The sequence below is a fragment of the Mesonia sp. HuA40 genome (assembly GCF_008017835.1).
Taxonomy (GTDB): domain Bacteria; phylum Bacteroidota; class Bacteroidia; order Flavobacteriales; family Flavobacteriaceae; genus Mesonia.
On the sequence record NZ_VRLT01000059.1, the window covers coordinates 1 to 26,062 of the forward strand.

Annotated in this window: 26 protein-coding genes and 1 pseudogene; 10 read left to right on the plus strand and 17 right to left on the minus strand. The window is 35.5% G+C overall.

Annotated features, from left to right (window positions below; all coding sequences use genetic code 11):
• Positions 1-396: 396 nt before the first annotated feature.
• Both FT993_RS09715 and FT993_RS09720 read left to right on the plus strand, forming a co-directional pair.
• Positions 397-798, plus strand: coding sequence for a hypothetical protein (locus FT993_RS09715; RefSeq protein WP_147862358.1), 402 nt, complete (start codon positions 397-399; stop codon positions 796-798).
• Between the two features lie 473 nt (positions 799-1,271).
• The gene (locus FT993_RS09720; protein ID WP_147862359.1) at positions 1,272-2,714 is read left to right on the plus strand and encodes a S41 family peptidase; all 1,443 of its coding nucleotides are present in this window, start codon (positions 1,272-1,274) and stop codon (positions 2,712-2,714) included.
• 569 nt (positions 2,715-3,283) lie between these two features.
• On the opposite strand, the gene FT993_RS09725 is transcribed toward FT993_RS09720, so the two are convergent.
• From FT993_RS09725 to FT993_RS09740, 4 genes are all read right to left on the minus strand, one after another.
• Complete coding sequence (locus FT993_RS09725) at positions 3,284-3,808, minus strand: YceI family protein (protein ID WP_147862360.1); 525 nt, start codon at positions 3,806-3,808, stop codon at positions 3,284-3,286.
• Positions 3,809-3,970: 162 nt separating this feature from the next.
• Positions 3,971-4,687 carry a pirin family protein gene (locus FT993_RS09730; protein ID WP_147862361.1) on the minus strand — a complete coding sequence of 239 codons (717 nt, stop codon included), beginning with the start codon at positions 4,685-4,687 and terminating at the stop codon, positions 3,971-3,973.
• Between the two features lie 335 nt (positions 4,688-5,022).
• Positions 5,023-5,907: a pirin family protein gene (locus FT993_RS09735; RefSeq protein WP_147862362.1), complete on the minus strand. Its 885-nt coding sequence runs from the start codon at positions 5,905-5,907 to the stop codon at positions 5,023-5,025.
• Between the two features lie 25 nt (positions 5,908-5,932).
• The gene (locus FT993_RS09740) at positions 5,933-6,811 is read right to left on the minus strand and encodes an AraC family transcriptional regulator (protein WP_147862363.1); all 879 of its coding nucleotides are present in this window, start codon (positions 6,809-6,811) and stop codon (positions 5,933-5,935) included.
• Between the two features lie 252 nt (positions 6,812-7,063).
• Between FT993_RS09740 and FT993_RS12350 the strand changes: the two genes are divergently transcribed.
• A complete protein-coding gene (locus FT993_RS12350; RefSeq protein ID WP_187240799.1) occupies positions 7,064-7,225 on the plus strand; it encodes a hypothetical protein in 162 nt (53 codons plus the stop codon).
• A gap of 119 nt (positions 7,226-7,344) precedes the next feature.
• Here FT993_RS12350 and FT993_RS09745 read toward each other — a convergent pair whose 3' ends face one another.
• From FT993_RS09745 to FT993_RS09765, 5 genes are all read right to left on the minus strand, one after another.
• Complete coding sequence (locus FT993_RS09745; protein WP_147862364.1) at positions 7,345-7,641, minus strand: hypothetical protein; 297 nt, start codon at positions 7,639-7,641, stop codon at positions 7,345-7,347.
• A 174-nt stretch (positions 7,642-7,815) separates the two neighbouring features.
• The gene (locus FT993_RS09750; protein WP_147862365.1) at positions 7,816-8,379 is read right to left on the minus strand and encodes a pentapeptide repeat-containing protein; all 564 of its coding nucleotides are present in this window, start codon (positions 8,377-8,379) and stop codon (positions 7,816-7,818) included.
• 49 nt (positions 8,380-8,428) lie between these two features.
• Positions 8,429-9,157, minus strand: a complete 729-nt coding sequence (locus FT993_RS09755) for a DUF3667 domain-containing protein (RefSeq protein WP_187240800.1) — start codon at positions 9,155-9,157, stop codon at positions 8,429-8,431.
• A 193-nt stretch (positions 9,158-9,350) separates the two neighbouring features.
• On the minus strand, positions 9,351-9,581 hold the full coding sequence (locus tag FT993_RS09760; RefSeq protein WP_222708310.1) for a TrkA C-terminal domain-containing protein: 231 nt from the start codon (positions 9,579-9,581) through the stop codon (positions 9,351-9,353).
• A 280-nt stretch (positions 9,582-9,861) separates the two neighbouring features.
• Positions 9,862-10,272, minus strand: a complete 411-nt coding sequence (locus tag FT993_RS09765; protein ID WP_147862368.1) for a hypothetical protein — start codon at positions 10,270-10,272, stop codon at positions 9,862-9,864.
• Positions 10,273-10,440: 168 nt separating this feature from the next.
• Between FT993_RS09765 and FT993_RS09770 the strand changes: the two genes are divergently transcribed.
• From FT993_RS09770 to FT993_RS09785, 4 genes are all read left to right on the plus strand, one after another.
• Complete coding sequence (locus FT993_RS09770) at positions 10,441-10,926, plus strand: acetyl-CoA carboxylase biotin carboxyl carrier protein subunit (protein ID WP_147862369.1); 486 nt, start codon at positions 10,441-10,443, stop codon at positions 10,924-10,926.
• Between the two features lie 37 nt (positions 10,927-10,963).
• Positions 10,964-12,409 (plus strand): acetyl-CoA carboxylase biotin carboxylase subunit, encoded by a 1,446-nt coding sequence (gene accC / locus FT993_RS09775; protein WP_147862370.1) that lies wholly within the window; start codon positions 10,964-10,966, stop codon positions 12,407-12,409.
• Between the two features lie 15 nt (positions 12,410-12,424).
• Positions 12,425-13,966, plus strand: a complete 1,542-nt coding sequence (locus FT993_RS09780; RefSeq protein ID WP_147862371.1) for an acyl-CoA carboxylase subunit beta — start codon at positions 12,425-12,427, stop codon at positions 13,964-13,966.
• Positions 13,967-14,118: 152 nt separating this feature from the next.
• Positions 14,119-14,562, plus strand: a complete 444-nt coding sequence (locus tag FT993_RS09785; protein ID WP_255504465.1) for a DUF4168 domain-containing protein — start codon at positions 14,119-14,121, stop codon at positions 14,560-14,562.
• 305 nt (positions 14,563-14,867) lie between these two features.
• On the opposite strand, the gene FT993_RS09790 is transcribed toward FT993_RS09785, so the two are convergent.
• Positions 14,868-15,842 (minus strand): formimidoylglutamase, encoded by a 975-nt coding sequence (locus tag FT993_RS09790; RefSeq protein WP_147862372.1) that lies wholly within the window; start codon positions 15,840-15,842, stop codon positions 14,868-14,870.
• A gap of 1 nt (position 15,843) precedes the next feature.
• On the minus strand, positions 15,844-17,079 hold the full coding sequence (gene hutI / locus FT993_RS09795) for an imidazolonepropionase (RefSeq protein WP_147862373.1): 1,236 nt from the start codon (positions 17,077-17,079) through the stop codon (positions 15,844-15,846).
• Between the two features lie 270 nt (positions 17,080-17,349).
• Between hutI and FT993_RS09800 the strand changes: the two genes are divergently transcribed.
• The 3 genes from FT993_RS09800 (at position 17,350) to FT993_RS09810 (ending at position 18,639) form a co-directional block, all read left to right on the plus strand.
• On the plus strand, positions 17,350-17,988 hold the full coding sequence (locus tag FT993_RS09800; RefSeq protein ID WP_147862374.1) for a peroxiredoxin: 639 nt from the start codon (positions 17,350-17,352) through the stop codon (positions 17,986-17,988).
• A gap of 110 nt (positions 17,989-18,098) precedes the next feature.
• Positions 18,099-18,410, plus strand: a complete 312-nt coding sequence (locus FT993_RS09805; RefSeq protein WP_147862375.1) for a co-chaperone YbbN — start codon at positions 18,099-18,101, stop codon at positions 18,408-18,410.
• Complete coding sequence (locus FT993_RS09810) at positions 18,391-18,639, plus strand: hypothetical protein (RefSeq protein ID WP_147862376.1); 249 nt, start codon at positions 18,391-18,393, stop codon at positions 18,637-18,639. The genes FT993_RS09805 and FT993_RS09810 overlap by 20 nt, the downstream gene beginning before the upstream one ends.
• Before the next feature lie 263 nt (positions 18,640-18,902).
• On the opposite strand, the gene FT993_RS09815 is transcribed toward FT993_RS09810, so the two are convergent.
• The 6 genes and pseudogenes from FT993_RS09815 to FT993_RS09840 form a co-directional block, all read right to left on the minus strand.
• Positions 18,903-19,316, minus strand: a complete 414-nt coding sequence (locus FT993_RS09815; RefSeq protein ID WP_147862377.1) for a hypothetical protein — start codon at positions 19,314-19,316, stop codon at positions 18,903-18,905.
• A 589-nt stretch (positions 19,317-19,905) separates the two neighbouring features.
• Positions 19,906-22,410 (minus strand): heavy metal translocating P-type ATPase, encoded by a 2,505-nt coding sequence (locus tag FT993_RS09825; protein WP_147862378.1) that lies wholly within the window; start codon positions 22,408-22,410, stop codon positions 19,906-19,908.
• A gap of 471 nt (positions 22,411-22,881) precedes the next feature.
• A complete protein-coding gene (locus FT993_RS12355; RefSeq protein WP_187240801.1) occupies positions 22,882-23,055 on the minus strand; it encodes a hypothetical protein in 174 nt (57 codons plus the stop codon).
• Between the two features lie 389 nt (positions 23,056-23,444).
• Positions 23,445-23,996 (minus strand): hypothetical protein, encoded by a 552-nt coding sequence (locus FT993_RS09830; RefSeq protein ID WP_147862379.1) that lies wholly within the window; start codon positions 23,994-23,996, stop codon positions 23,445-23,447.
• A 211-nt stretch (positions 23,997-24,207) separates the two neighbouring features.
• Positions 24,208-24,537 (minus strand): annotated as a pseudogene (locus FT993_RS09835) (serine hydrolase); the annotation flags it as partial.
• 784 nt (positions 24,538-25,321) lie between these two features.
• Complete coding sequence (locus FT993_RS09840) at positions 25,322-26,026, minus strand: hypothetical protein (protein WP_147862380.1); 705 nt, start codon at positions 26,024-26,026, stop codon at positions 25,322-25,324.
• Positions 26,027-26,062 lie beyond the last annotated feature (36 nt).

Below are 26,062 nucleotides of genomic sequence, written 5' to 3' on the forward strand. Positions count from 1 at the left end.
AGCAGTGTATATTTACAATAACCTAAGAACACATTTTAGCCTAGATTTAAGAAAGCCAGCTGAAGTCCACAAAAATCCAAAGATCAAATACAAATCCTATCGAAAAAATAATGTAAATTTATCTGAGCTTACTATCTAAAAGTAATAGTTAATCAACCAAAAAAGACCATAAAAAAGGTCAACCTATTTCAGTATAATACACATAAAATTATTGGAATTAAACGAAATTGCAGAAATTAGGAATTGGACTTTAGCATTACTAGCTATTGTTGGTGCGTTTATTACAATTAAAAGCTTAGAAATAATAATCAACAAAGAAAGCTTGACAATACATTTAAAATAATAGAATATCTAAGAAAACATATAGGGAAAGAACAAATAGAAACATTTATTAAATTGTTTCAAGCTAATAATCCCATCACTAGTAAAAAAAATGAGTTCAAATTTCTAAATGGACAAACTGAATTTGTAGAAGATATGTTTACCGATGGTGGCTGTGGGAATGGAGAAATTTATAATCTAATTCAAATCTTTGATTTAATTTCAATCTCTTTAAATAAAGACTTACTAAAAACTGAACTAATTTGGTACGAATACGGACAAATGATTTCAAAATGCTACGAATGGACAAGTTTAATTGAAAAAAAAGATAAAGAACAACTCCCAAACCGTTCTTCAGAAGACCAAAAATTTATAAAAAAATATAAACCTTTTTACTATAATCTAAATAAATTTATGAAAAAGAATAATGATATAATAATAAAACTTCCGACAAAAATGTACACGGATATTGAATAACTACACCCAATAACTAAGCCTTCGTGTGGCCGGTACGGCCTAACATGAACGCCGTGTTGACTAACCCGGCTGTTTGTCGGTTGGTACTATGGGGATTAATCTATTGCTGTGCTGCTCTTTTAGAGATGATTAGGAACATTTCTTTTCTTAGCGGTAGACTTAGGATACCCAAAAAGCTTATAAATTGCACCTCTTTGCGTATTGAATGCTTTATTGCTATCCCCGCTGCTGCGCGATTGCATCGCGTTCTTCTTGCCTTTTAAACCGAGTCAACTCGACTGGTTAAATCTGACTCTAACACATTCACTCCTCAATAACTTAGTTACACTTTAACCAATAAAGAAATTGTTTTAAAAGTGTATATTTGGGTTGATATAAACCGTTGTGTGCCATTTTAGAAAAAAAAGACTCCAAAAAGATGTAACAAAATAGAGACAAAGGTTGTCTTTGGAGTATAGAATATTCTTGAAAGTATGAAATCAAAAATTTTAGTATTACTATTGACAGTTATTTTTGCTCAAAAAACATTTTCTCAAAACCAATGTAATTGTTCGGAAAATATAGATTTTGTAGCAAAGCAAATTGAAGAAAACTCTGCCTCTTTTGCAAATCAAGTAATTGAATATAACCGTTTTTCTGACTATTACAAACACAAAAAACACGTTCAAGTAATTGCGAAACAAATCAAAACTCAAAAAGAATGCTTAGGTGTCATTCAATATTATCTGTCGTTTTTGAGAGATGCTCATCAAAAACTTTATTTGACGAATGACTATTATCCATTTAAATCTTTCAATGACAGTATTAATGTAAAAAAATTCATAAATGAAAACGTGGACAATTTTCCAATCAAGAAAATTACACCAAAAGGCATTTTAGGAAACTGGCATTATAAAGAAGGAACCTACTCTGTTCAAATTCAGAAAAATAGCCAAAACGGAAGAAAATTTATAGGCGTTTTATTAAACCCAATGCGGAATAACAATCAGTTTTTAGGCAATAAGGGAGATTTGAAAATCGAAATTTATAAAAATTATAAAAACGAGTTATATGCTGCTTATTGGAGTTTCGGGCAGAAACCTTCTTCTTATAAAGTAGAATATAATGATGACGTTTTAAAATTAGGAAGAAGTTTGATTTTTTATAGAGACAATTCAAAAACAAAAACATCAAACCAATATAAAATTCCCGATTCAACATATTTTGAAGAATTAAGTTATCAAACAAATTATTTGAGAATCAATACATTTGATTTCGAAAACAAAAAAAATATTGATTCGATTTTGATTAATAACCGTGAAAATATTCTTTCAAAAAATAATCTAATTATTGATGTTCGCAATAATGGCGGAGGAAGTGATTTAAGTTATTATCCGCTACTTCCGTTCATTATGGATAAAAAAATCTACCAAAATCCAATTGCAGCTTCATCCATTTGGGTAAGTAAAGACAATTTTCAAGATTATTATAATGAACGATATTTATATGATGTAAAAACAAAACAAGACAGTATAAATGCCGACAACGAAATTGAAGAATTGCGAAAATATATTGGAAAATTTGAACCTTTTCATAAAAGAACTTCAAAAATTGATTCACTATTACCAAACCCAAAAAAAGTTTATATAATACAAAATCGCTGGGATGCAAGTTCAACAGAAGGGTTTATTTTAACAGCAAAACAAAGTGGAAAAGTAAAAACTTTTGGAGAAAATACGGGTGGATTTGTTTCTTATGGAGAATGGAGACGATTAGACATTCCAAATTTACCAGCTTGGATTAGTTTGACACAAAAGAAAATGATTTTCTACGATGATTCTGATTTTGAAATGATTGGAATTAAACCCGAAATAGAATTAAATCCCGATGAAGAAAGAAATTGGATTGAAATTGTCAAACAAGAAATTGAAAAATAAAAACGGCACACAACATCGTGTATGTGCAAGAGCGGGTTAAGTGCTAAATTGAATTTTCGGTTTTCTATGTCGCAAAACCATTTTTTATTTGCTGGAAAAATGTAAATTAGCAAACAAAAAATGGTTTTGCTAACGTCAGCGCAAGTTGAAAGTTCCGGCTTCAAAATCCGCTCCTGACACATACACGCGGACCGTTACCGTACAAAGTATACCCTATATTAACCTTTCGAAGTATGAGATTCTAAATTAGCTTTATTTATATCTTTAGTAGGTGGAGTAATAAGAATAGGTTTTTTTCGTGAATTGATAAAGCTACCTTTGACCATGTTATTTGATTTTCAACTTGATATCTTTTCTTTGATTATACTTCTCATTCGATATCACAGTGTTTTCCTGTTTATACTTCAATTATTCTCGTGTTTCCAGTAAAGGGCTTCCACACAAAAATAGTTTGTTAGTTTTCTAAAATTTGAGCGCAATTTAATATCTTTTTTTCATCTTATTCTAAAAACAACAAGCAGCGATAACACTGCTTGTTGCTTAAAGGATTCTATTATTAATAATGATTATTAAGCACCTTGTTTGATGAATTGAGCATCAATTACCAGCTTCACTTGGTCTGATACTACCATATTTCCTGCTTCGGTAAGGGCACTCCAAGTTAAATTAAAATCTTTGCGGTTTATTTTACCTCTAATCTCAAAACCCGCCTTGGTTTGACCGTAGGGATCAACCGCCACGCCGTTAAAATCAACGTCTAATTGAACTTCCTTGGTCACGTCTCTAATGCTTAAATCGCCTACTAAAGTTTGACCGTCAAAAGATTTAGAAGTAAAGGTAAGTTCGGGATATTGCTCGGCATTAAAGAAGTCATCCGATTTTAAATGTGTGTCCCGATCTTCATTCTTGGTATTAATCGAAGCCGTTTTAGCCGAAAAACGGAAGTCGGCTTGTTTAAAGTCATCGTTTTCGGTGGCCACTTGCGCTTCAAAATCGTCAAAATTTCCTTTCACCGTTGAAATCATCATGTGCTTTACCTTAAAAGCTACTTCTGCGTGTGCAGGATCGATTTTCCAAATTGTTTTTTCCTTCATCTTGTTTTGTTTTTTAGGATTTATAAATTGTTTAAATTTTTGTAAATAATTAAGCATAGGAAGGCTGAGTAAACCAATGCAGTTGACCTTTAAAAGCCCTTAACCAGCTAATGCTTATTTTTTTTTATGTTTAGATTTTATGCGAAAACTTAGTCTTTGTTTTTATGCCAATTGCATAGGGACTTCCATTAAAAGTACCCGTGCTTCGCTTAGTGCTTTAACCCGTAGGCTGTCGGTTTCCCAAATACCCATTCCGTCTCGACGGTTCAATTGCTGTCCCTCTACTTCAAGGTTACCTTCTAATACAAAAACATACACGCCGTTTTCTTTTTGTTTAAGCAAATACTCCTTTTCTATTCCCCGACTAAAATCGCCCATATGAAACCATGCATCTTGATGAATCCATACGCCTTGATCTTCTTTATTTGGAGAAAGAATTTGATAAAATTCATCTTTGACTGCTATATCTTTTACCGAAATTTGATCGTAACGCGGTTTTACATTTTGTTGTCTAGGAAATAGCCAAATTTGAAGTAAATGAACTTCTTGGTCTTGGTTTTTGTTTTTTTCTGAATGCGTGATGCCTGTACCAGCGCTCAACACCTGCACTTCTCCCTCTTTGATTACCGCAACGTTACCCATGCTGTCTTGATGCTCTAAATCTCCCTTTAAGGGGATAGTTATAATCTCCATATTATCATGCGGATGCGTACCAAAACCCATACCTCCCGCTATTTGATCATCGTTTAAAACGCGTAGTACACCAAAGTGCATCCTTTCGGGATTAAAATAGTGGGCAAAACTAAAACTGTGTCTTGATTTTAACCAACCGTGATAGGCCTGGCCTCTAGACGCTGATGTGTGAATAATATACTGCACGGCTTTTCTTTTTTTGTAGTGATGTTAATGCTTTTTGCCGATTTAATCCGCTTTAAGCGAAAAAAAACTCCTTTTAAAGTACATGTTGGTAGCTGCTTAAAACCACTACTGTTGTTTTGCGCTACAAAGATGATAAGATTTTACCGCTTGTACCATATGAAAACTGGGGCGAAACGTATTAAAATCCGACATTTGGCATTTTGCCTGCTTTAGGTTGTGATTATAACTACCAACTAGTACCCAAAAAAAAAAGGATTGCCAATAATAATGCAATGCTTTGTTGCTAAGAAAATTGAAAGCCTTTTGCCGATAAGAGTCGCTAAAGGTAGGCTGCTTTAAGAAAACAATTTTTTATCTGGGTAGGGTACAAATTCTGTTTCGCCCTCAATTTTAGGGAAATCTTGTGCTTTCCACTTTTTTATAGCCTTCTCAATACGGGATTTACTGCTTGAAACAAAATTCCAATCGATATAACGTTCTTCAAGAAAAGCTTCACCACCAAATAGGTAAACCACAGAATCAACTTCCATAGTGAACGAGCAGAGCTTCGTATCTTTAGCGATAAGCAATTGCTTTTCTCCAAAATGTTGGTTTTCAATTTTAATGCCGCCTTGTAGTATATATAAACCCACTTCTCCGTAAAGCTGATCGCCTAGTGCAACTTCTTGGGTAGTAGAGCATTTAAGTTCTAACATATAGAGTTTACTATGCACGGGTACTGGTGATTGCTTACCAAAAGCTTCGCCTGCGATTAATTTGTAATGGATGTTTTTATCTTGCCAAGTAGGCAACTCGTCTTCATTAATATGCGTAAAACTGGGTTCGATTAACTCCTTTTCTTTGGGTAAAGCCACCCAAATTTGCAAACCATGCAATTCTTGATTAGTCTTGCGTAGGTAATCTGGTGTACGTTCAGAATGTACCACCCCTTTACCGGCGGTCATCCAATTTACAGGACCTGGTTTAATTTCTACGGCGCTACCAATAGAATCACGATGCATAATGCTGCCTTCAAATAAATAGGTTAGGGTAGAGAGCCCGATATGCGGATGCGGCAAAACATCAAAATGCTCGCGCTTATTGAGTTGCACCGGTCCCATGTGATCAATAAAAATAAATGGACCCAGCATACGCTTTTGTCGGAAAGGCAATAGTCTACCGACTAAAAAATTACCGATATTAGCAGCACGTTCGGGTATGATTAAGTTAATATTTGACATAGCATATTGTTTTATAAGTGTAGCTCTAGTTTTGAAGAATTGTTTTTCTAAAGCCGCTTGGCGAAACTTTAGTGTAGTTTTTAAAAAAGGCACTAAAATTACCCGGCTGATTGAAACCTAGGTGGTAAGCAATTTCTTTATTTGACAAATCGCTAAAATAGAGTAGGCGTTTAGCTTCGGTAATCAATCGGGTGGTGAGGTAATCTTTAGCCGTTTTCCCCATTTTTACTTTTAATGTACGATTTAAATGATCTGGGGTAATGTGAAGCGCTTCGGCATAAAATGCGGTGGTGTGTTGGCTTTTATAATTTTGCTCAACACTTTTTTTAAACGCCCTAATGAGGTTTTCTCCCGCTTGTTCAGCATCAGTAGCTTCTCTATCTAACGTACAGCTATTGTTGCAGGCAATAAAGAGCAGTTTGAGCAGCGCCCCAATAGCCATAAATTTATAGGGGGTGTTTTGATGAAAGCTATCAAAAATCTGCTCGGCATAGTTTATTATCCTTTCGAATTGTTGCGTTGTTGTTTTTAAGGGAGGAGTATCGCCATAGTTTTGAAAAAGATTTAATCGCTCAATGAAGCTAAGCGGAATAGCATTCTCTATCAAAAACTGGTATGAAAACACCATTGAATAGCCGGTGGAGGCTTTTTCCTCGATAACCTGATGTACCTGGCCTGGGGCAACAAAATAGATTTGTTGTTTGCCCAGGGTATAGGTGTTAAAATCTATTTTGTGTTTGCCCTTTGCGTTTTTAAACAAGAGTACGGTAAAAAAATTATGCCGATGGGGCTTGTCGATTTTACCTTGGCGTTTGGCATAAATGGCTTGCATTTTAGAAATACCAAAACTCAGTTCTTCAGACTGAGCATTCACATTTTGGTAAGTTTTTACTTTTTCTGCCATTGAGGAAGGCTTTTAGGATAATTTAAAAGTTACTGTAGGGGGCAATAGTTAGTCACTAATAGAAATTATAAGTGTTTAGTGAACTATCTTAAGCCTAAGGTATTAAAAATAAATGAAATTGAAGTGTAATTCTTCGTTGGCGCGAGCGTCTCGTTCGTGGCTACGGCTCCGCAGGATTACAACCCGTTGTTTTTGCAGCCTGTGGCTTTCTATCCATTAGCAGGTTCATAAAAAAATTACTATTTTCAAAATATGAGCCGTAATTATAAGTTTCGTGCTTCAGTAGATTTTTATTTGGGAGTTTTAACTTTATCCTTGAATGATGAATTGAAGATTTGGGCCATTGATGGAAATGGAAACTGGAGAACACGATGCAATCGCGCGCTAGTAGGTGTTTTTAATTACAGTGATTGATTTATTTTAAGCGCTATGCAAGATTTCTAAGAACGCCACGCTAATTGAAAACATTCCTTAAAGAACAAACTCGAAAGACAAAAAGTGTAGTAAACAAGACAATCAAAAAAAACTTGCTTTTAATGCAACCAAACTAATAGTCGTATTAACGCCAAAGCAAAACAAATATAGAAAACACCATAAATCAAGCGTTCTTTTTTACGTTGGCGTTTAGCTTCAAATTGAATTTGTGCATTAATCTGTTTTAGTTTGTCGGGGGCTATTTTTTTAAAAAATGGTTTTTCTTGTCCATCTGCAGTAGAATTGATCGATTGCCGGTTGTTTTCTTTGAATTTACTGCGATTACTAGGACGAAGATTACGGTTTTGTTTCATCCTACTTATCATATCCATAATGTGGCCTGCTCCGTAGCTCATGTATTTAAGACTGATATTTTACATTTCAGCCGATGAATATACATGGAATTTTGTTAAAAACAAGCCTTTCTTTTTGCTGTGAAGCCTGTTGATATTATGAAAGGTTAGCGGCTTAGTTTTTCAGAATAGCTGTACTAACCTTTTCTACCGTGAAGGGTGTTAAGTATACTAAGGTTAAGATTCTAATACAATATCCCATTCGGCTAATAAGCCTGCAACTCCATCTAATGAGAATTTAGCTTTTTTTAGGGTATTTAAATTAGGGTTTATTTGATAGTGCTGAGCCGTTCTAAAATCAGCTTGAGTTAATTGGCTGCGCTCAAATCGCGCCTGACTCAAATCGCAGTGTGAAAAAACAGCTTGAGTCAGGTCGGCTTCAATAAAATCAACAGCCGATAAGTTGCAGTGGTCAAAAATAGTTTGCCTGAGCTTGCTTTGATAAAACGAACTATGGCCTAGTTGACAATGAGCAAATCTAACCGCTAAGCCAAAAGGTTCACAGGTATTAAATTGAAGTCCGAGCATTTTACAATGCTTGAAAAATGCTTCACGAAACAAGGTCTTGTTTAGTCTCGCCATACTAAAGTTACAGTGTTCAAAATGGCAGTCTATGAATTGCATTTTAGAAAGGTCTTTTTCAAAAAAATCGCAATGTTCAAAACGGCATTGCTCATATTCGCCTGGCGCTAAACAATCGATTCGTGTAAACTCCTGGTCGTAATAATAGTCGGTTTTCATAGAATTATTTAAAAGTTATCTTGAGATCGCTAGTTTAAATTTTGTTTGCTTAGTTACCCAATAAGAAATCTAATCCCATGCTTATTGCTACAAATAACAAAAGGCTGGTAAATGTTCCTAAGCTATAGCCTAAAAATGCTTTTATATAGACACGTTTTCTATTGTCTAGATAAAACTGTTTGACCGCCCACATTAGGTAAATCCAACTTAGCGGCAAACCAATTTGAAGAAAGGGAAGGCCAATAAGGTTTTCTACTAAGCCTAAGACAAAATAAAACAACATAAATAGCCCTAGAATATAGCAAAGAAACACAAAGATCTCAAAGTAATTATAATTAAGGCGTCTAAAAAATAAACGATAAAATGCAGCAATGAATAAAGCCATCCATACATTTAAGTAGCCGTAATTGTCGGTAAACCAACTTAAGAGTTCAAATGCTAGAGGTCGACTTTTTTTAGTTTCTTCGCTAAAGCTAATGGTCAATATCTCATAATCAAAGAGCCGCTGCCCCAAGGTATACACCAAAGAGCAGACAATTAAAAATAAAATGGGTTTGATAAACCTTTTACGCTCTCCCCATAGATATCGTTTTGTGGTTTTGCCTGGTCTTAATGCTAATTCTTTAATGGTATAAAAGATACCAAATTCTAAATAGAGTATGCTTTTTAATTCTTGCACTACATAACCCGCGTCGATACGCTTGGGTTTTAAGTGGGCGCCGCAAGAAGAACAAAATTGGGCCGCTTTATCTGGTTTACAGTGCTTACAATTAGGCAAATTAACTTGAATTGTTATTAGCGCTTGGTATTGCGCAATTTGTGATAAAGTAAATGTAATTATTTTTTAAATTAAATAGTTTACTAATCTTTACAATTTTTAATTGAGTTGGTTTTTCGCTTCCGCGGAAGCGAAAAAGAATTTAAATTAAATCAAGCTTTAAATTATAGCCTTAAAAGTCCAAAAGGTTTTTCTAAACCGCACTAAAGCCTACTTGTAGAACCCGTTTTACTTCTTGCATACTGTCTTTGTGGTCTAAGAGCACCACCAGTATATCTTCCTCTTCAATAATTGTAGAGCCTCCAGGTCTTACGAAATTATCTTTCCTTTTGATCATACTAATAAAGGCCGAATCGGGAAAATGCAAATCTACGATTCGCTTTCCTACAGCATAATCTTGGGCGTTTATCTGTACCTCCTCCATTACCGATTTAGGGAGGTTTAAAATATACCTATCGTTGGGAGCGAGTGGTTTGTCTTTTTCAGGTAAGCCTACATTTAACCATTTTGCTACAATAGAAAGCGTAGTTCCTTGTAATTAGTAGCTTAGCTTAAAGACTAGCTAATGTCAGCCTATAAAGTTAAATATTTGCCTATGTTTTTGGTATAGAAATGAATGAATTTTATACTGTTTGAAATATAGGTATAAAAAAAACTGCTTGTTGGGCAAGCAGTTTTTTTAATTTTAAAAATTGTAATTGGTTTTATTCTAAAGAAGCCCCAACTGCAATATCGCAACGGTGACCTGGTTGCCCGTGTGGGGGATTCACCTTTAGATTACTGGTATTGGTTGCAGCTTCAACAGGGTTTCCGTTCACCGGAGTAACGGTGTTTTGAATCTGATTAGGTTTTGAATTAAGTGGCGCACCTACTTTAATGTCGCATCGGTGGCCCGGTTGCCCGTGCGGTGGGTTAGGGTCATCTCCACTAGGTATGTCCTGCGCATTGGTGGTTTGGTTATTGGCAGCAGCCTCTGTATTACTGGTCTCTGTAGTAGGTTCAGCTGTTGCTGTCTCCTTTTCTTTTTTCGCTTGGTCTTCACAAGAGAAACTTATTAGTCCGCCTGCTAAAGCCAAAGCCATAACAAAAGTTTTTGTCGTTTTAATTGAAATCATAGTTGTCTTATTTTTTTCGAATATACAAATAATTATTTTTTTCTTGGCCTTATTTTAATTTACTCGGCAGGCAAGGCAAAAAAAACAATTATTTCAGCAAAGCTTCGCTTGCTTTTTGTCAATTTTATATCTTTACACAGCACAATAAATTTAGTAAATATAACCACTATGAGTAAGCGGTACCACGTAAAAGTAAATGAGCAGTGGGATTTTGATTTTAGCGAAGAAGAAATCCGTCAATTCGATTTACAGAACCTTCCAAATCATTCGTTTCACGGTCTAGAGAAGAATAAATCTTTTAAAGCCACGATTACCGAGCAAAATTTTATCGATAAAGTCTATAAGGTAAACATTAACGCCAATCCGTATACGGTAGCCATAAAAACCGATTTAGATCGTTTAATTTCAGAAATGGGATTAGAGTTAAATGCCGGCGCCATGGTGAATGAAATTAAAGCCCCAATGCCCGGACTTATTATCGAAGTAAATGTAAAGCCAGGCGATGAGGTTAAAGAGGGTGATTATCTGATGGTACTCGAGGCGATGAAAATGGAAAATGCGCTTACGGCACCACGCGATGCAAAAATTAAGCACATTGCGATTAAACAAGGAGAGACCGTAGAAAAAAATCAATTACTTATTGAAATGGAGTAATGGCCCTAGTGGTTTATTATAATAGAAAAAAATCATTATGAAGAAAATATTAGTTGCCAACCGAGGAGAAATCGCTTTACGGATTATGAAGACCGCCCAAAAAATGGGTATAAAAACCGTAGCCGTATATTCTGAAGCAGACCGCAATGCACCGCACGTAAAATTTGCTGATGAAGCCATTTGTCTAGGGCCTGCACCCTCAAACCAATCTTATCTTAAAGGAGAGGTAATCATTGCCGAAGCTAAAAAACTGAAAGTAGATGGTATTCATCCTGGATATGGATTTTTAAGTGAGAATGCCCAATTTGCACAAGCCGTAGAAGAAAACGGCATTACTTGGATTGGTCCGGGTTCAAAAGCTATAGAGGTGATGGGAAGTAAACTGGCTGCAAAAGAAACGGTTAAAGCCTATGACATACCTATGGTTCCTGGAATAGATGAAGCCATTACCGATATTGACAAAGCAAAAGCAATTGCCAAAGAAATTGGCTTTCCTATTTTAATTAAAGCTTCTGCCGGTGGTGGAGGTAAGGGAATGCGTGTTGTAGAGCAGGAAGCCGATGTTGAAGAACAAATGAACCGTGCTATTAGCGAAGCCGAATCGGCTTTTGGAGACGGTGCTGTTTTTATTGAAAAGTATGTTGCTTCACCGCGGCATATCGAAATTCAAATTTTAGCCGATAGCCACGGAAATGTCGTGCATTTATTTGAACGCGAATGCAGCGTTCAACGAAGGCACCAAAAAGTGGTAGAAGAAGCACCATCGGTAGTGCTAGACGAAACTTTACGTCAAAAAATGGGTGAAGCAGCTGTTAAAGTGGCCAAATCTTGCGATTACGTCGGAGCGGGAACAGTTGAGTTTTTATTTGATGAACAGCGTAATTTTTATTTCTTAGAAATGAATACGCGTTTGCAGGTGGAGCATCCCGTAACCGAATGGATTACAGGTATAGACTTGGTTGAAGAGCAAATAAATATTGCTCGCGGAAAAGCCTTGCGATTTAAACAAGAAGATTTAAATATCAACGGGCACGCCATGGAGCTGCGCGTTTATGCAGAAAATCCGTTAGACGATTTTTTACCAAGCGTAGGAACGCTATCTACTTATCAAGTGCCACATGGTGAAGGCATTCGTGTAGACAATGGTTTTGAAGAAGGTATGGAGGTACCTATTTATTATGACCCGATGTTGTCTAAGTTGATTACTTACGGAAAAACCCGAGAAGAAGCTATTCAAAAAATGATTGAGGCTATTGATAGGTATAAGGTTATTGGCGTAGAGACTACCTTAAGCTTTGGTAAATTTGTAATGGAGCACGAGGCCTTCCGTCAAGGGAATTTTGACACTCATTTTGTGAAACAATACTATTCGGCTAGCTTATTAGAAGAAGCCAACAAAAAAGAAGCGCGATTGGCAGCCTTGGTAGCTCTTCGCCAATATTTAACCGATCAAAAACAGCTTAGATTACCGCGCATAAAATAAAGACTTGAGAGAATTATGAGTAAGAATATAAAGATACTGGAAGAAAAGATAAAACAAGCCCATTTGGGGGGTGGCGAAAAACGAATCGCTAAACAACACGAAAAAAAGAAACTTACCGCTAGAGAACGTATAGACTATTTACTTGATGAAGGTTCTTTTGAGGAAATAGGAATTTTGGTTACCCATAGAACAACCGAGTTTGGTATGGATAAGCAAAAATTTTATGGCGATGGGGTGGTAACTGGTTATGGTACTATTGAGGGGCGTTTGGTTTATGTATTTGCACAAGATTTTACCGTTTTCGGTGGCTCTTTGTCTGAAACCCATGCCGAAAAGATTTGTAAGGTGATGGATTTGGCGGTGAAAGTTGGTGCCCCAATGATTGGACTTAATGATTCTGGTGGAGCGCGAATTCAAGAAGGAGTGAAATCGCTAGGCGGTTACGCCGATATTTTTCATCGCAATGTAAAATCATCGGGTGTGATTCCTCAAATATCAGCAATAATGGGACCCTGTGCCGGAGGAGCGGTTTATTCTCCTGCGATGACCGATTTTACCCTTATGGTGCAAGATACCAGTTATATGTTTGTTACGGGTCCAAATGTGGTTAAAACGGTTACCAATGAAGAGGTGACCTCAGAAGAATTGGGCGGTGCTAGTACACACGCCACAAAATCGGGAGTAACGCATAGAACGGCAGTAAACGATATTGAATGCTTAGAAGACGTAAAAAAATTAATCAGCTATTTGCCTCAAAACAATCAGCAAAAAGCAGCAGATTTACCTTATAATTTAAGCGATGAACTGCGCGAAGGTTTAGCCGATATTGTCCCCGAAAGTTCAAATAAACCCTACGATATGCACGCGGTAATCAATGGAATTATAGATCAAGATTCTTTCTTTGAAATCCATAAAGATTATGCCGATAATATTATTGTAGGATTTGCCCGTCTAGGCGGAAAAAGTATTGGTATAGTTGCCAATCAACCTATGAGCTTAGCTGGAGTGTTAGATGTAGATGCCTCTAAAAAGGCAGCTCGTTTCACCCGTTTTTGCGATGCTTTTAATATTCCTTTATTAGTACTAGTAGATGTACCTGGATTTTTGCCCGGTACCGATCAAGAATGGAACGGGATTATTTTAAACGGAGCCAAATTATTATACGCCTTAAGCGAAGCAACGGTTCCTAAGGTTACCGTGATTACACGTAAAGCCTATGGCGGAGCTTATGATGTAATGAACTCTAAACACATTGGTGCCGATTTAAATTTTGCTTGGCCAGGGGCAGAGATTGCCGTGATGGGAGCAAAAGGGGCCAGTGAAATTATCTTTAGAAAAGAAATTATGGAGGCCGAAGATCAAGAAGCAAAATTGGCCGAAAAAGAAGCCGAATATGCCGAACTTTTTGCTACTCCTTTTGAAGCTGCAAAACGCGGATTCATCGATGAGGTAATTTTACCAAAGGATACCCGCAGAAAGCTAATCAAAGGTTTTAGTATGCTTGAGAACAAAGAAGTGTTAAGACCAAAACGCAAGCACGGTAACATTCCGCTTTAAGCGAAATTAATAAAAGGTAGGAAATTTGGCCTGTTAATTGTTTAATAGTTAAGTAAGGCATAAACAATCCTAAGAAAAGTAAAAATTTTTCGTCGAGTTGATTTTTTTTGCTTAAAATTGAAAAAATTTATTAATCTAAATTAAGAATAGAAATGAGAAGATTTAAAAATGTATTTTTTGCTATGGTAATGCTGTTGAGTGCTAATGCTTTTGCTCAAGAAGCTCAAGTTAGCGATGCCGATTTGGCAAAATTTGCAGAGGCTTATAAGGCAGTGCAGGTTGAAAATAGAGAACTACAGCAAGAAATGGTGGCCTATATGAAGAAAGAAGGTATGGAGGTGCAACGTTTTCAAGCCATCCAACAAGCATCGGTAAACCCGAACCAAGAGGTAGAGGCAACTCCTGCCGAAATGAAGAGCTACAAAAAAGTGGTGGCTAAGGTGCAAGAAATGCAACCACAATTGCAAAAAGATATGATGAGCATCATTCAAGACAAAGGACTTAGTATCGAGCGTTACCAACAGATTGGAGCTGCTTTGCAACAAAATCCAGAATTGCAACAAAAATTGCAAAACTTAATGATGAAGCAAGAATAAAATCGATTTGCTTTACAATATAAAAGCTGCCGCTTAGGCAGCTTTTTTTATGCTTTTATACTTTAAAATAACTTTTTATGAATTGAAATGTGAAACAAGTTGCTCATGCTAATTTAAATAATTTGAAGCGTGTTGCTAGTGAGCATTTGGCATTGTATTGTACATCTCAAAATAGCTAACCTTGACGATTGGTTTACCCAAACATTTATAAAGAAATAATAAGCTTAGGCAAATCAAAGCTTTTAAAACAAATACCCCCCAATTCGTATTTAGCGAATTGGGGGTGTTTTTTATATAAAAAGTTTTTATTCGTCCCGTATAAAATCAGAAACAAGGTAGCTTAGTGCTTTACCAACTTGTCCGTTCCCATCTGGTATGGCTTCGCAAATGTGCAAGTAATGGGTTTTTTGCTTTTTGGCTAAATTGATAAAACTACGCAACTCACGCATATCAAAACCTGTAGGGGTTGCTGCACTACTATTAAAATTGGCTACCGCATCACAATCGATTTCAAAACCAAATTGATTGCGAACAAAGTCGGCTGTTTTCTTAAATTTCACCAATTTGTCGAGAGCGGTAAGATGCATAATCTCTTCGTAACAAACATAGTGTTGTTGTTTGTTGGCTTTAATAGCTTCAAAAATATAATCTGGTGTATAGTTTTGATGCAAACCAAAGATAGCATACCGATCAAGGTAACCTTCTTTGCTAGCAAAACTAAAACCATTTCCGCTATGACGGTAATCGGTATTTCTTAAATCGGTATGGGCATCTATATTTAGCACATTAATGGGTTGATCTAATCCTAGGGCCACACCGCGGATGATACCGTAAGCGTTGTTATGACCGCCACCAATTACTATTGGCGTTTTATTGGCCTCAATTACCTTTTGCACTACTTGAGTTACCGTGGTATCATTAAAACTAACAATTTCGCCCAACTCTTTTGGATCATTTGTTTTATCTGCATCTTGCATACTGCCACGGGTTAAAATCTCTCCTATAATTAGGCAATTTTTAGTGGTGTTATAAGGATTAACTTGGATATTTAAAAAAGCCTTTAGAAATGCTTCCCAGGCGGCAGCGGTTCCAGCTTTACCGTAGTTAGCACGTACCCCAATATCTTCTGGAATACCGAAAATAATAAATTCTTCGGGACGGTTGGCTAAATCATCAAAATGATTGACAAAGGCCAGTTTTTCTCCCATTTTAACTTCTCCAACTCTGGTTTTCGTAAGTTCTTGAGCGCGAGTGGGTGTAAAAAAAGTAAAGTTTTTCATATTAAAGGCGTTTTCCGTTTATATAAACTTGCTCAATATGGTTTTGACCAAAAGAGTAAGGTAAAAATCCGTATGAGGGTATCTTTTCGGTAATCAAGAGATTAGCCTGCTTACCAGGTGTAATACTGCCGTGGGTGTCTAACAAGTCTAAAGCGTATGCCGCGTTGAGGGTGGCTGCATTAATAGCTTCTTCGGGCGTCATTTTCATCTTAATACAAGCTAATGACAAACAAAAATTCATATTACCGTTGGGCGTGGTACCAGGATTGTAGTCGGTTGCAATGGCCAATGGCAGGCCAGCGTCTATAATTTTTCTTGCTGGGGTGTAGGGAATATCGATAAAGAAAGAACACGAAGGCAAAGCAACTGGCATGGTTTGCGTATGCTGCAAGGCATTTAAATCGGTATCGGTTAATACCTCTAAATGATCAACACTTCTGGCGTTGTGTTTTACACTGGCTGCTATACCGCCAATAGCATAAAATTGGTTTACGTGAATTTTGGCGGGTAAGCCATATTGCTGTGCGGCTTCTATGATACGTTCGGTTTCGGCAACGCTAAAATAATTCTTCTCACAGAAAACATCAACATAATTGGCTATTCCCTGTTCGGCTACTGCGGGTAGCATTTCGTTAATCAGATGATCTACGTAGGCTTTTTGGTTGTTTTTATATTCTGGTGGAACCGCGTGGGCACCCAAAAAGGTAGCTTTTATAGGTAAATCATATTGTTGGCGTAGTTTTTTTATAACGCTTAGCATTTTTAATTCCGCTTCCAGCGTTAAGCCATACCCCGATTTGATTTCGATAGCCCCTGTACCCATTTGCATAACTTGTTCTAAACGATTAGCCGCTTGTAGGTAAAGTTCGTTTTCTGAGGTTGTTTGCAGATTTTTAGCGCTGTTAACAATGCCTCCGCCTTTTGCAGCTATCTCTTCATAGGTTAGCCCTTTAATGCGGTCTATAAACTCTTGTTCACGATTGCCAGCATAAATCAAGTGTGTATGGGAGTCTACCCAAGCGGGTAACACAAATTTTCCAGATAAGTCAATTTGCTCGTCCCAAGTTTTATCGGGTAAATTAGGCATGCTGCCATAATCGATTATTTTATCGTTTTCAATTAATAACCAAGCATTTTCTAATACTGGTAAATGGCTCATGGCTTCTCCAGCTAACCAAGTAGATGACTCTTCTCTTACTTGTACCAAGCCTTTGATATGCGTAAATAGTGTTTTCATAGGGTAAATATAATCAACCTGTCCTACATGTAAAATAAAACCACTTAAAATTGGGCTATTTATAGTTTTGAACAGCTTTGATATAGGCCCTTCAATCGGCTTTAAGCCTTTTGAAATCACCATAAATAAAAAAAAACTATTATTTTTTATAAGCAAAATAGAATATGCTTATAATGTAATAAAAAAGAACAAGCGCGAAACTTGGTTTTAGCCTTAATTATTCTATATTTTTGTGAGTGTAAAACAAGTATAACTTTAAAATTTTTAAATATGTCATTAGTAGGAAAACAATTCCCCAACTTAGAGGTAAACGCAATGAATGAAATGGGCGAAACCTTTAAAATCAATGTTTTAGAAGAGGCTAAGAAAAATAATAAGAAAGTATTATTATTCTGGTACCCAAAAGATTTCACTTATGTATGCCCAACTGAGTTGCACGCTTTTCAAGAAGCTTTAGCTGATTTTGAAGCTAAAAATACAATGGTAATTGGTGCATCTTGTGATACGGCAGAAGTTCATTTTGCTTGGTTAAACACCCCAAAAGATAATGGTGGGATTGAAGGCGTAACCTATCCAATTTTAGCTGATTCAAACCGTAACTTAAGTTCTCGTTTAGGTATCTTGGATATCGAAAATGAGCATTACGATGAGGAAACTGGTGCGTATACTGTAGAAGGAGATAACGTAACTTATCGTGCAACTTACCTTATTGACGAAGAAGGAAAAATCTTTCATGAGGGAGTAAACGATATGCCATTAGGAAGAAACGTATCTGAATTTTTACGTATGATTGATGCTTATACCCACGTACAGAAAAATGGTGAGGTTTGCCCTGCAAACTGGGAAGAAGGTAAAGAGGCTATGCAGGCTAACAGTAAGGGAGTAGCTTCTTACTTGTCTTCTAATTAAGAAAAAAGAAAATTTACACTGCATTTTGTAGGCGAAATAGTTTGCAAATTGATTTAAAACAAGCTAGAAAGCCTACAAAATGCAAGATTACTAATTAAAGAAAAATTGCTATGAAAGAGTTAGATCAAGATAATTTACAAGAGATTGTGAACAGCAACAATCGCGTTGTGGTACAATATATGGCTGGCTGGTGCGGTAACTGCCGTTTGATGAAGCCAAAATTTAAAAAACTAGCTCAAGAACACGAAGATACTACGTTTATTTTGGTAAATGCAGAGAAGTTTCCTGAGTCTAGAAAGTTAGCAAAAGTGGACAATTTACCCACATTTGCAACCTTTAAAGATGGGGAGTTTGTAAATCAAGTACAGACCAATAAATTAGAACCTTTAAAAGCATTAGTAGATGAAGTTACCAGTAATTAGACATTTCCAGAAAAATCATTCTGAAGAGGCACTCGAACACACGATTGAGGTATTGGAGTCTTTTTCGGAGCATCGTTCGGCAACAGAAACCGATTTAGATGTAATAGGTGAATTGATTACCAATCTTTGTGGCGCCATTGAGGTTAAACAGATGATTGCAGATGGCCAATCTGAACGCGATGCAGCCAATGCATTTGCAAAAAAAGTATTGGGTTCAATCGATCACTAGTTATCCCAAATTTTAGGTTAAACCAGCAGACTTGATGTTTGCTGGTTTTTTTATTTTAAAATTTAATGCAGTAATGCGAATTGAAGTGTTTATTAAGAGAGCCTTACATTCACGCTAAACACAAGATACGGCAAATAGCAAGCCCAAGTAATTAAAGTCAGTACCACCCAAGCGATATTTTCAAAAGCTGAGAAAAGCTTTTAGTTGTCAAATTTGTAGCGATTATTGAACTTGCATAAAAAAATTTTAAGAGATATGCACTTTTAGTCTTCGCGTTTGCTTTTAAGTTTCTTTTCCTTTTTTAGTCTACGTTTCCTTGCTCGTTCGTTTTCTGTTTTAAATACAACTGGTAGTGCCAGTTTTTTTCCGATTTTCTCTTCTTCAACGTAGGTAGTTTTATCTGCTGTAAATTCTTTAAAAAGCTTAATTACTTCTTTTTCAATGCTGTGGTGTTCGCTACGCGCATTTATATCATAAAATTCTCCTTTTTCATTAATTTTGAAAAAAACAAAAACCCTTATTTCCTTATTTGGTTCAAAGTTTAATGTATGGGCAATACGATTTAATTCATCTTTGTTGGCCTTGTTAAAAATTTTTGCGAATTCTCTTGTCAGGTTGGTCTGACCAAAGCTTATACTAGTTAGTGCTAAAAAAAGTAATAAAACTGATTTCTTCATAGTAAAGGGGGTAATAGTATTTGAGTTATATAATGAAATTTTATGGCTTTAATTAGAATTGTACATAATTAGCCGTGAAGGTGGAACAAATAGTTAGAATAAGCTTAAAAACTATATAATATCTTGTTTAAAAAATAAGTAATCTTCTAAATTCTAAGAGAATTTAGCTCTATATCTTTACAATTAAAAAACTATTTCAAACTATCTTTTTTCTTCGCTGAATTTTTTTCTTAAGGATGGTCTAATGAGTAATCCCGTAAAAAAACCGAAAAATAAAAAACCGAAAAATAAAAAACCGAAAATAAACTTCCACAAATTAAAGTCCTTGTACTCCAAATAATCAAATAAAGCCATACCTGAGGCATAAAAAACGCCACTATAAAACCCGTATTTTATAGTCTTTCTATTCAGTTTACTCATTTTCATAAGTGAGAAAGTATTTATATTTATTTCATTTAAAGCAAGAAATTACCAAAAAACAATTTGTTAATTTCTTCAGCTTAAGCTAACATAATACATTTGTTTTGATTTGGGTGAGGCTGTCGATTGAATTATGTCTTTTGTTTAAGATTTTGATTCATCTAACATTTTATTCTATTTTTCTTGTACGTAATCGGAGCGCATTGCCGATTACCGAAACCGAACTAAAGCTCATTGCTAATGCAGCGATCATAGGGGAGAGCAATATCCCGAAAAATGGAAATAAAACACCAGCAGCTATGGGTACCCCCAAGGTGTTATAAACAAGCGCAAAAAATAAATTTTGCTTTATGTTTTTCATTACGGCGTGGCTCAAGTTTTTTGCTTTTACAATTCCGTGTAAATCGCCTTTTACCAATGTAATCATCGCACTTTCTATGGCGACATCGGTACCGGTTCCCATGGCAATTCCTACATCACTTTTGGCTAGGGCTGGAGCATCGTTAATACCATCGCCTGCCATGGCTACCACTTTGCCGCTTTTCTGTAATTCTTCAACTTTATGAAGTTTATCTTTGGGTAACATACCGGCGTTAAAATCGGCTAAATTTAATTCTTTTGCAACAGCCTGAGCGGTATTGTGATTATCGCCTGTAAGCATGATAACAGCAATGCCTTTTTCTTGTAGGGTTTTAATTGCCTTGGCACTGGTTTTCTTAATCTTATCGCCAATAACTACATAACCCACAACGGTATTTGCTATGGCTAAAAAGGAAACCGTTTTACCTTGCTTCTGGTAGGTTTCGGCTTCTTTTTGCATATCAGCCGTAAGGCTTGCTTTAGCATAATCCATCATTTTAGGATTACCCAGGGCCACTTTTTTATCCGTTATGATAGCTTCAACCCCTTTGCCAGTTAGGGCGTTGAAATCTTTAGATTTTAATAGTTTAGTATTTTGTTCTTTTGCGTAGTTAATCGTTGCTTCCGCCAAGGGATGTTCACTATTGCTGTTTAAAGCAACTATGTATTGCAAGACTTCTTTTTCACTAAACGCATCGGTAAAAGAGCCGATTTTTTCTACTGTTGGCTTTCCTTCGGTTATAGTACCCGTTTTGTCGACAATCAAAGTATTTACTTGATCCATTTTTTCAAGGGCTTCGGCATTTTTAATCAATACCCCATTTTGGGTACCTTTACCCACACCAACCATTACAGACATGGGCGTGGCCAAACCTAAAGCGCAGGGACAAGCGATAATGAGCACGGCAATTGCATTGACCAGTGCATAAACATAAGCAGGTGCTGGCCCCCAAATAGACCAGACCATAAATGTAATTACCGATATGATGACTACAATAGGTACAAAGTACCCCGAAACTTTATCGGCTAAATTTTGAATAGGCGCGCGACTTCGGCTGGCATCATTTACCATCTTAATAATTTGCGAAAGTAGAGTGTCGTTCCCTACTTTCTCAGCTCTCATTAAAAAAGACTGGTTCCCGTTTATAGTACCGCTGCTTACTTTATCTTCCTGAGTTTTACTCACCGGAATAGGTTCGCCCGTAATCATTGATTCATCAACAGTGGTTTCTCCTTCGGTAATGATACCATCGACAGGAATTTTATCACCTGGTTTCACCTTTAGAATATCATTTATTTGTATTTCATCGACACTAACTTCAACTTCTTCTTCATTTACAATTTTAATCGCTTTATTAGGCGCTAATTTGAGTAATTCTTTTACTGCCGAATTGGTTTTGCTGTGCGCACGCGCTTCTAGTAACTGGCCTAGTAGTACCAGTGTTAGTATGACGGTTGCAGCCTCAAAATAAACGTGTACTGCGTCAGATTCCGATAAAAATTGTTCAGGGAATACAGCTGGAAATAACAATCCTATTAGGCTAAATACCCATGCCACCCCTGCGCCAATTCCGATAAGGGTAAACATATTGAGGTTCCAGGTTTTGATGCTTTTATAAGCCCGTTCAAAAAACATCCAAGCGGCATAAAATACAACAGGAAGAGATAACGCGAACTGTACCCAGTTCCAATATCGCTGTTCCATAATGTCATACAATGGATTGTTCTCGAGCATTTCGCTCATAGCAATGATAAAGATGGGCAGCGTGAATATCATCGCTAACCAAAATTTCTTTAGTAAGCTTTTATAGGTTTTTTCTTCTGAAGATAAATTTGCTTGTTTGGGCACTAAATCCATTCCACAGATGGGACACGAGCCTGCCTCATCCTTAATTATTTCTGGATGCATGGGGCAAGTCCATTGTTCTGATGATGCGGTAAACAGGTTTTGTTCTTCGACCAAATCCATACCGCAAACAGGGCAATCGCCAGCCTTATCATACGTTTTATCGCCTTCACAATGCATTGGGCAATAAAAGGTACCCGTGCCTTTACCTTTAGCGGTTTTTTTCTTTTTATCATCTTTATTTTTAGGCTGTTCGCCAGGATGATGAATACTATAATTACCCCAAGCTTTTTCTAAGGCTGCTTGAAATTTTTCTATAGGGATATTTTCTTCTGTTTCAATTGTAGCCGTTGCCTTTTCTAAGTTTACCGTTACCATAGAAACACCTTTAACTTTAGCAAGGGTTTCTTCAACGTGAGTACGACAACCATTACAGCTCATTCCGTTTATGTGATAGGTATGTTGCATTATTCTTAATTTAAGATAAACGGTTTTGATAAACCGCTAATATCGTATTGATTCAGTTAATATATACGATATTTGTATGTAATACTTATATTATTATTAGTTTTAAATTGCTCAAAACTAAAATGTTATCTTGATATAGTTAAGCAAACCACAAATATACCCAATAATCGGTTTACAAGCGTTCATATTTTAGGCATATCCCAAGTTGCTGCTAGGTTTATTTACATCGCTAAAACTTTCGTAAATTTTGTGTTCATCGATCAGCCTTCTTCTAAAAGCACAAATTTTCAATATTGAGATTTCAGCTTACCCAAAGCAGATAAGGGCAGCTAATGGGTAATATTGAAACAGTTGAACTTCTGAGCTGGGCAAGGGGAAGGGTGAAGAATGAAAAGCTAAGTTTTTCCCATAGTTCTAATTAAATTCGTTGAGTGGTTATTTTCTAATTTTACCTCAAAGATTTTTTAAGGCTTATTGGAAATAGTGTTCATAGCTTCCCAAAGACTTTTGGAGTTTAAAAATAATTACTTCTGCCTCTTCATTAGTTTCGGCTTTTGACAGCTTTTCAATAAGGTTAATATGGGGTTGGAGCCACTTATGCAATACTTCATGATTTTCTCCTTTCTTGGTACAACTTTTAATCAAGTGGTTGTTTTGTAGTCTTTATTCTTGGTTGCCATAAAATCTATCAGTAATTCATTTCTTTTCTAATAATGGGTTTCCTTTCGGTATTTACTTAGCATTTTTTCCAATTATTTAGGTTATATCGCTTTGTTGTTTGTCAGGTTTACAGGCAGTGGCGATGAATAATACACTCATGATTACAGAGAACATCTTTATAGTTCTTTTATATTGCGATATTTAATAGGTGATTTTTTTGTTTAGATGCTATCCTTAGCGGATTAGATTTAGGTTTAATTTTTTGCTTTCGCCTCATTTGTGACATTAGACGCGAAATAGGGCAAGTAAAAAAAAATCTTAATTTTTCGTATGCTTGCTATATTATTGAATAATCAATTGACCAGCTGATGGCTTTATTTCTCTGTTTTCACTAATTTTTCTAAAGGCGTTTTTAATTTTTTATAGGCCTGTGGCATTTGAAGAAATGGTTCTATGCTAAAGGCGATGGTATCTTTAGCTTTGAAAACCCAATAATTCCCTACTAATTTTCCATCATCGGTTTTTAGATTGTGTTGTGGAATGTTATTTATTGAAAATTCATTTTTTTCTTTGTTATACCAAATTCCCAATGCTTTAAGGCTTATTTCATCTGTATAATAAAGTATTAAGTGTGGTTGAATTGTATTGTTAGTCGTAAAAAGCTCAAAGCTTTTGAGTGGAAATTCATTTAACTCCTCTGACCAGGCTTCTTCATCTCCTTTCAAATCAAGAATTTTATTCCATTGCTCTACCACCAATGTGCTATCTGTTTTTGTTTGAGGAATACTGAACAATTTTTCTTGAATAATTTCAATTTTTTTATTTTCAGGATAGATTGTGATGTCGGCCTTCTCAGCAGCTAATCTACCGTTTTCAATACCAAAGAAAGAAGCTAAGGCAAAGAGTATTATTTTTATTTGTTCCATTTTCAGGAGGTTTTGAGCTTTTTAGGGCATATATTATCACCACTCAAATATACTAGTTTGTAGTTGTATTTGCGTCGCTATAAGCAGAATTATTGTTTATTGACATAAATCTTACATTGGTTACTAATAAAAATCATTTTTTAAAAGAAAAGTTCACCTAGATCTGTTTTATTTAATTCCGCGGAAGCGAAACTTTTATAAGTAATTTCATCTAACTTCTCTTTTTGATGATTTTCACCATTCGGTTGATTATTATCTCAGACAAATTATACTCATAACCCTCAAAATTGGTTGTATTGATAAATTGAACCACCACCGTATCAATATCTTCATGGTATTCTGCTAAGCTTTGGTAGCCTACTGTTAAACCGCCGTGTTCAAATTTGTATACATAGATTTCTTGTTCTCCCTTTTGAAATACAGAACCATCATTTAGGGCTCTAATAAATATTCCCACATCTTCTGCAGTTGCTATCATTCCATTATCTCTGAATTTGAAATCTTTTTCAATTCCCACGTAATACCCACTCATCAAATCATTTAAATCTGTCGTATCAAAATTAAAGTAGTTAGTATAAATAAATGACTTTAATTGTATAAACATTTTTGAGTGCACTTGTTGTCGATTAGTAAAGTCAATTTGCTTTTAAATACCGGCTTACTAACTATGAGTTAAATACAATAGCGCTAAATTTTTTTGTTAATAGTTTAGATCAAATTTTCCTGATGTGATTTCAATAATTTTTCCTTCCTTATTACTGCGTCATGTTCAAAACGCTCACCCAAAATTTAGTTATCGATGTCTTGATATAATATTTCTCCTGTTCCACTGTAAATGTTATTTGTAGTGTAAACAGTATTGTCTAACTTAATTCACCGTGGTTTGGTTCATTAACAAAAATATAAATATTGCCGACCATCGACTTGGTAGTGCTAATGTTAGTAACTTCAATAGTTATAAATTAGTCAAAAATATCAGCCGATTGTCCTTTATTTTGAAAACTAAGACGCAAAACATTGGTATACAAGTATTCATTGCCAAACTAGATAAACTATACAGATTGTGCATCTGACTTATTACCAAAGTTAGTTTTATTAATTAACCATTAACTTCACAATTTACAACGCCTCTTCCGTCAAACTCGTATTTTTCATCATTCAAATCAACTGAAGATGAATTACAAGAAATAAAAGACATTAATATTAAGATAAAAAAATAAAATTTTATATTTACCACTGCATCAGGTAATTACAAATTAAATCATTCAAATTATGAAGACTATTTGAATATAGTTTACCGCATTGCCGTGATCTTGTAATTATAGTTAATTGTCGTTGTGCTCAGGTTTATTTTTTTCCTTTGCATAATTCATTACGTAAATGAATGTTTCGTGCAAATAGAACCTTCTTAAATCGTTATTTTTTGTTTTATTATAAATCAGAATTTCAAATTCTGTTTCAGGACTTATGTCTTTAAATGAGTTTGCAAACATGGCAGACTCAACCTTTGCTATTGAATCTAAATAATTAGTTTTGTTAGCCAATATTAAATTTCCAATAACTTGTTTTGCTTGATGTATAGTCTCATTTTCGGAATGCTGAAAGTAATTATGGTTTTCTATTTTGAAGTTTTCTTTACTGTAATCATAAATAAATCCGTAAATAGTGTCATTAGTGATGATTGCTCCTTTATTTACATAATTCCCTTCAAAATTAATATTTGTTGAACGTTGTTCTATAAAGGCAAGTGAATCTGTTGCCTCAAGTTCTACTTTTAAACTTGAAAAGATTTGGGAAAGTCTTTCAGCTCTTTTATTATGATTTTCTTTTGCCTGAAAAAGTAATTCCTGCTCCGGAGTTCTTCCGCTTTTTAATTTATAAACAATGTTAGTGTCAATATATTTTTTAACATAATTCTTGTCTTCATAAACTTTCCAATCGCTTTGGAATTTTTCAGTATATAGTTCTTTTATACTCTGTCCATTTACGATGGAGCAAATAAGTACAAATAGGAATGAAATTTTTTTCATAAGGTTTTCTAATTGGCCTATACTATCACTAATTAG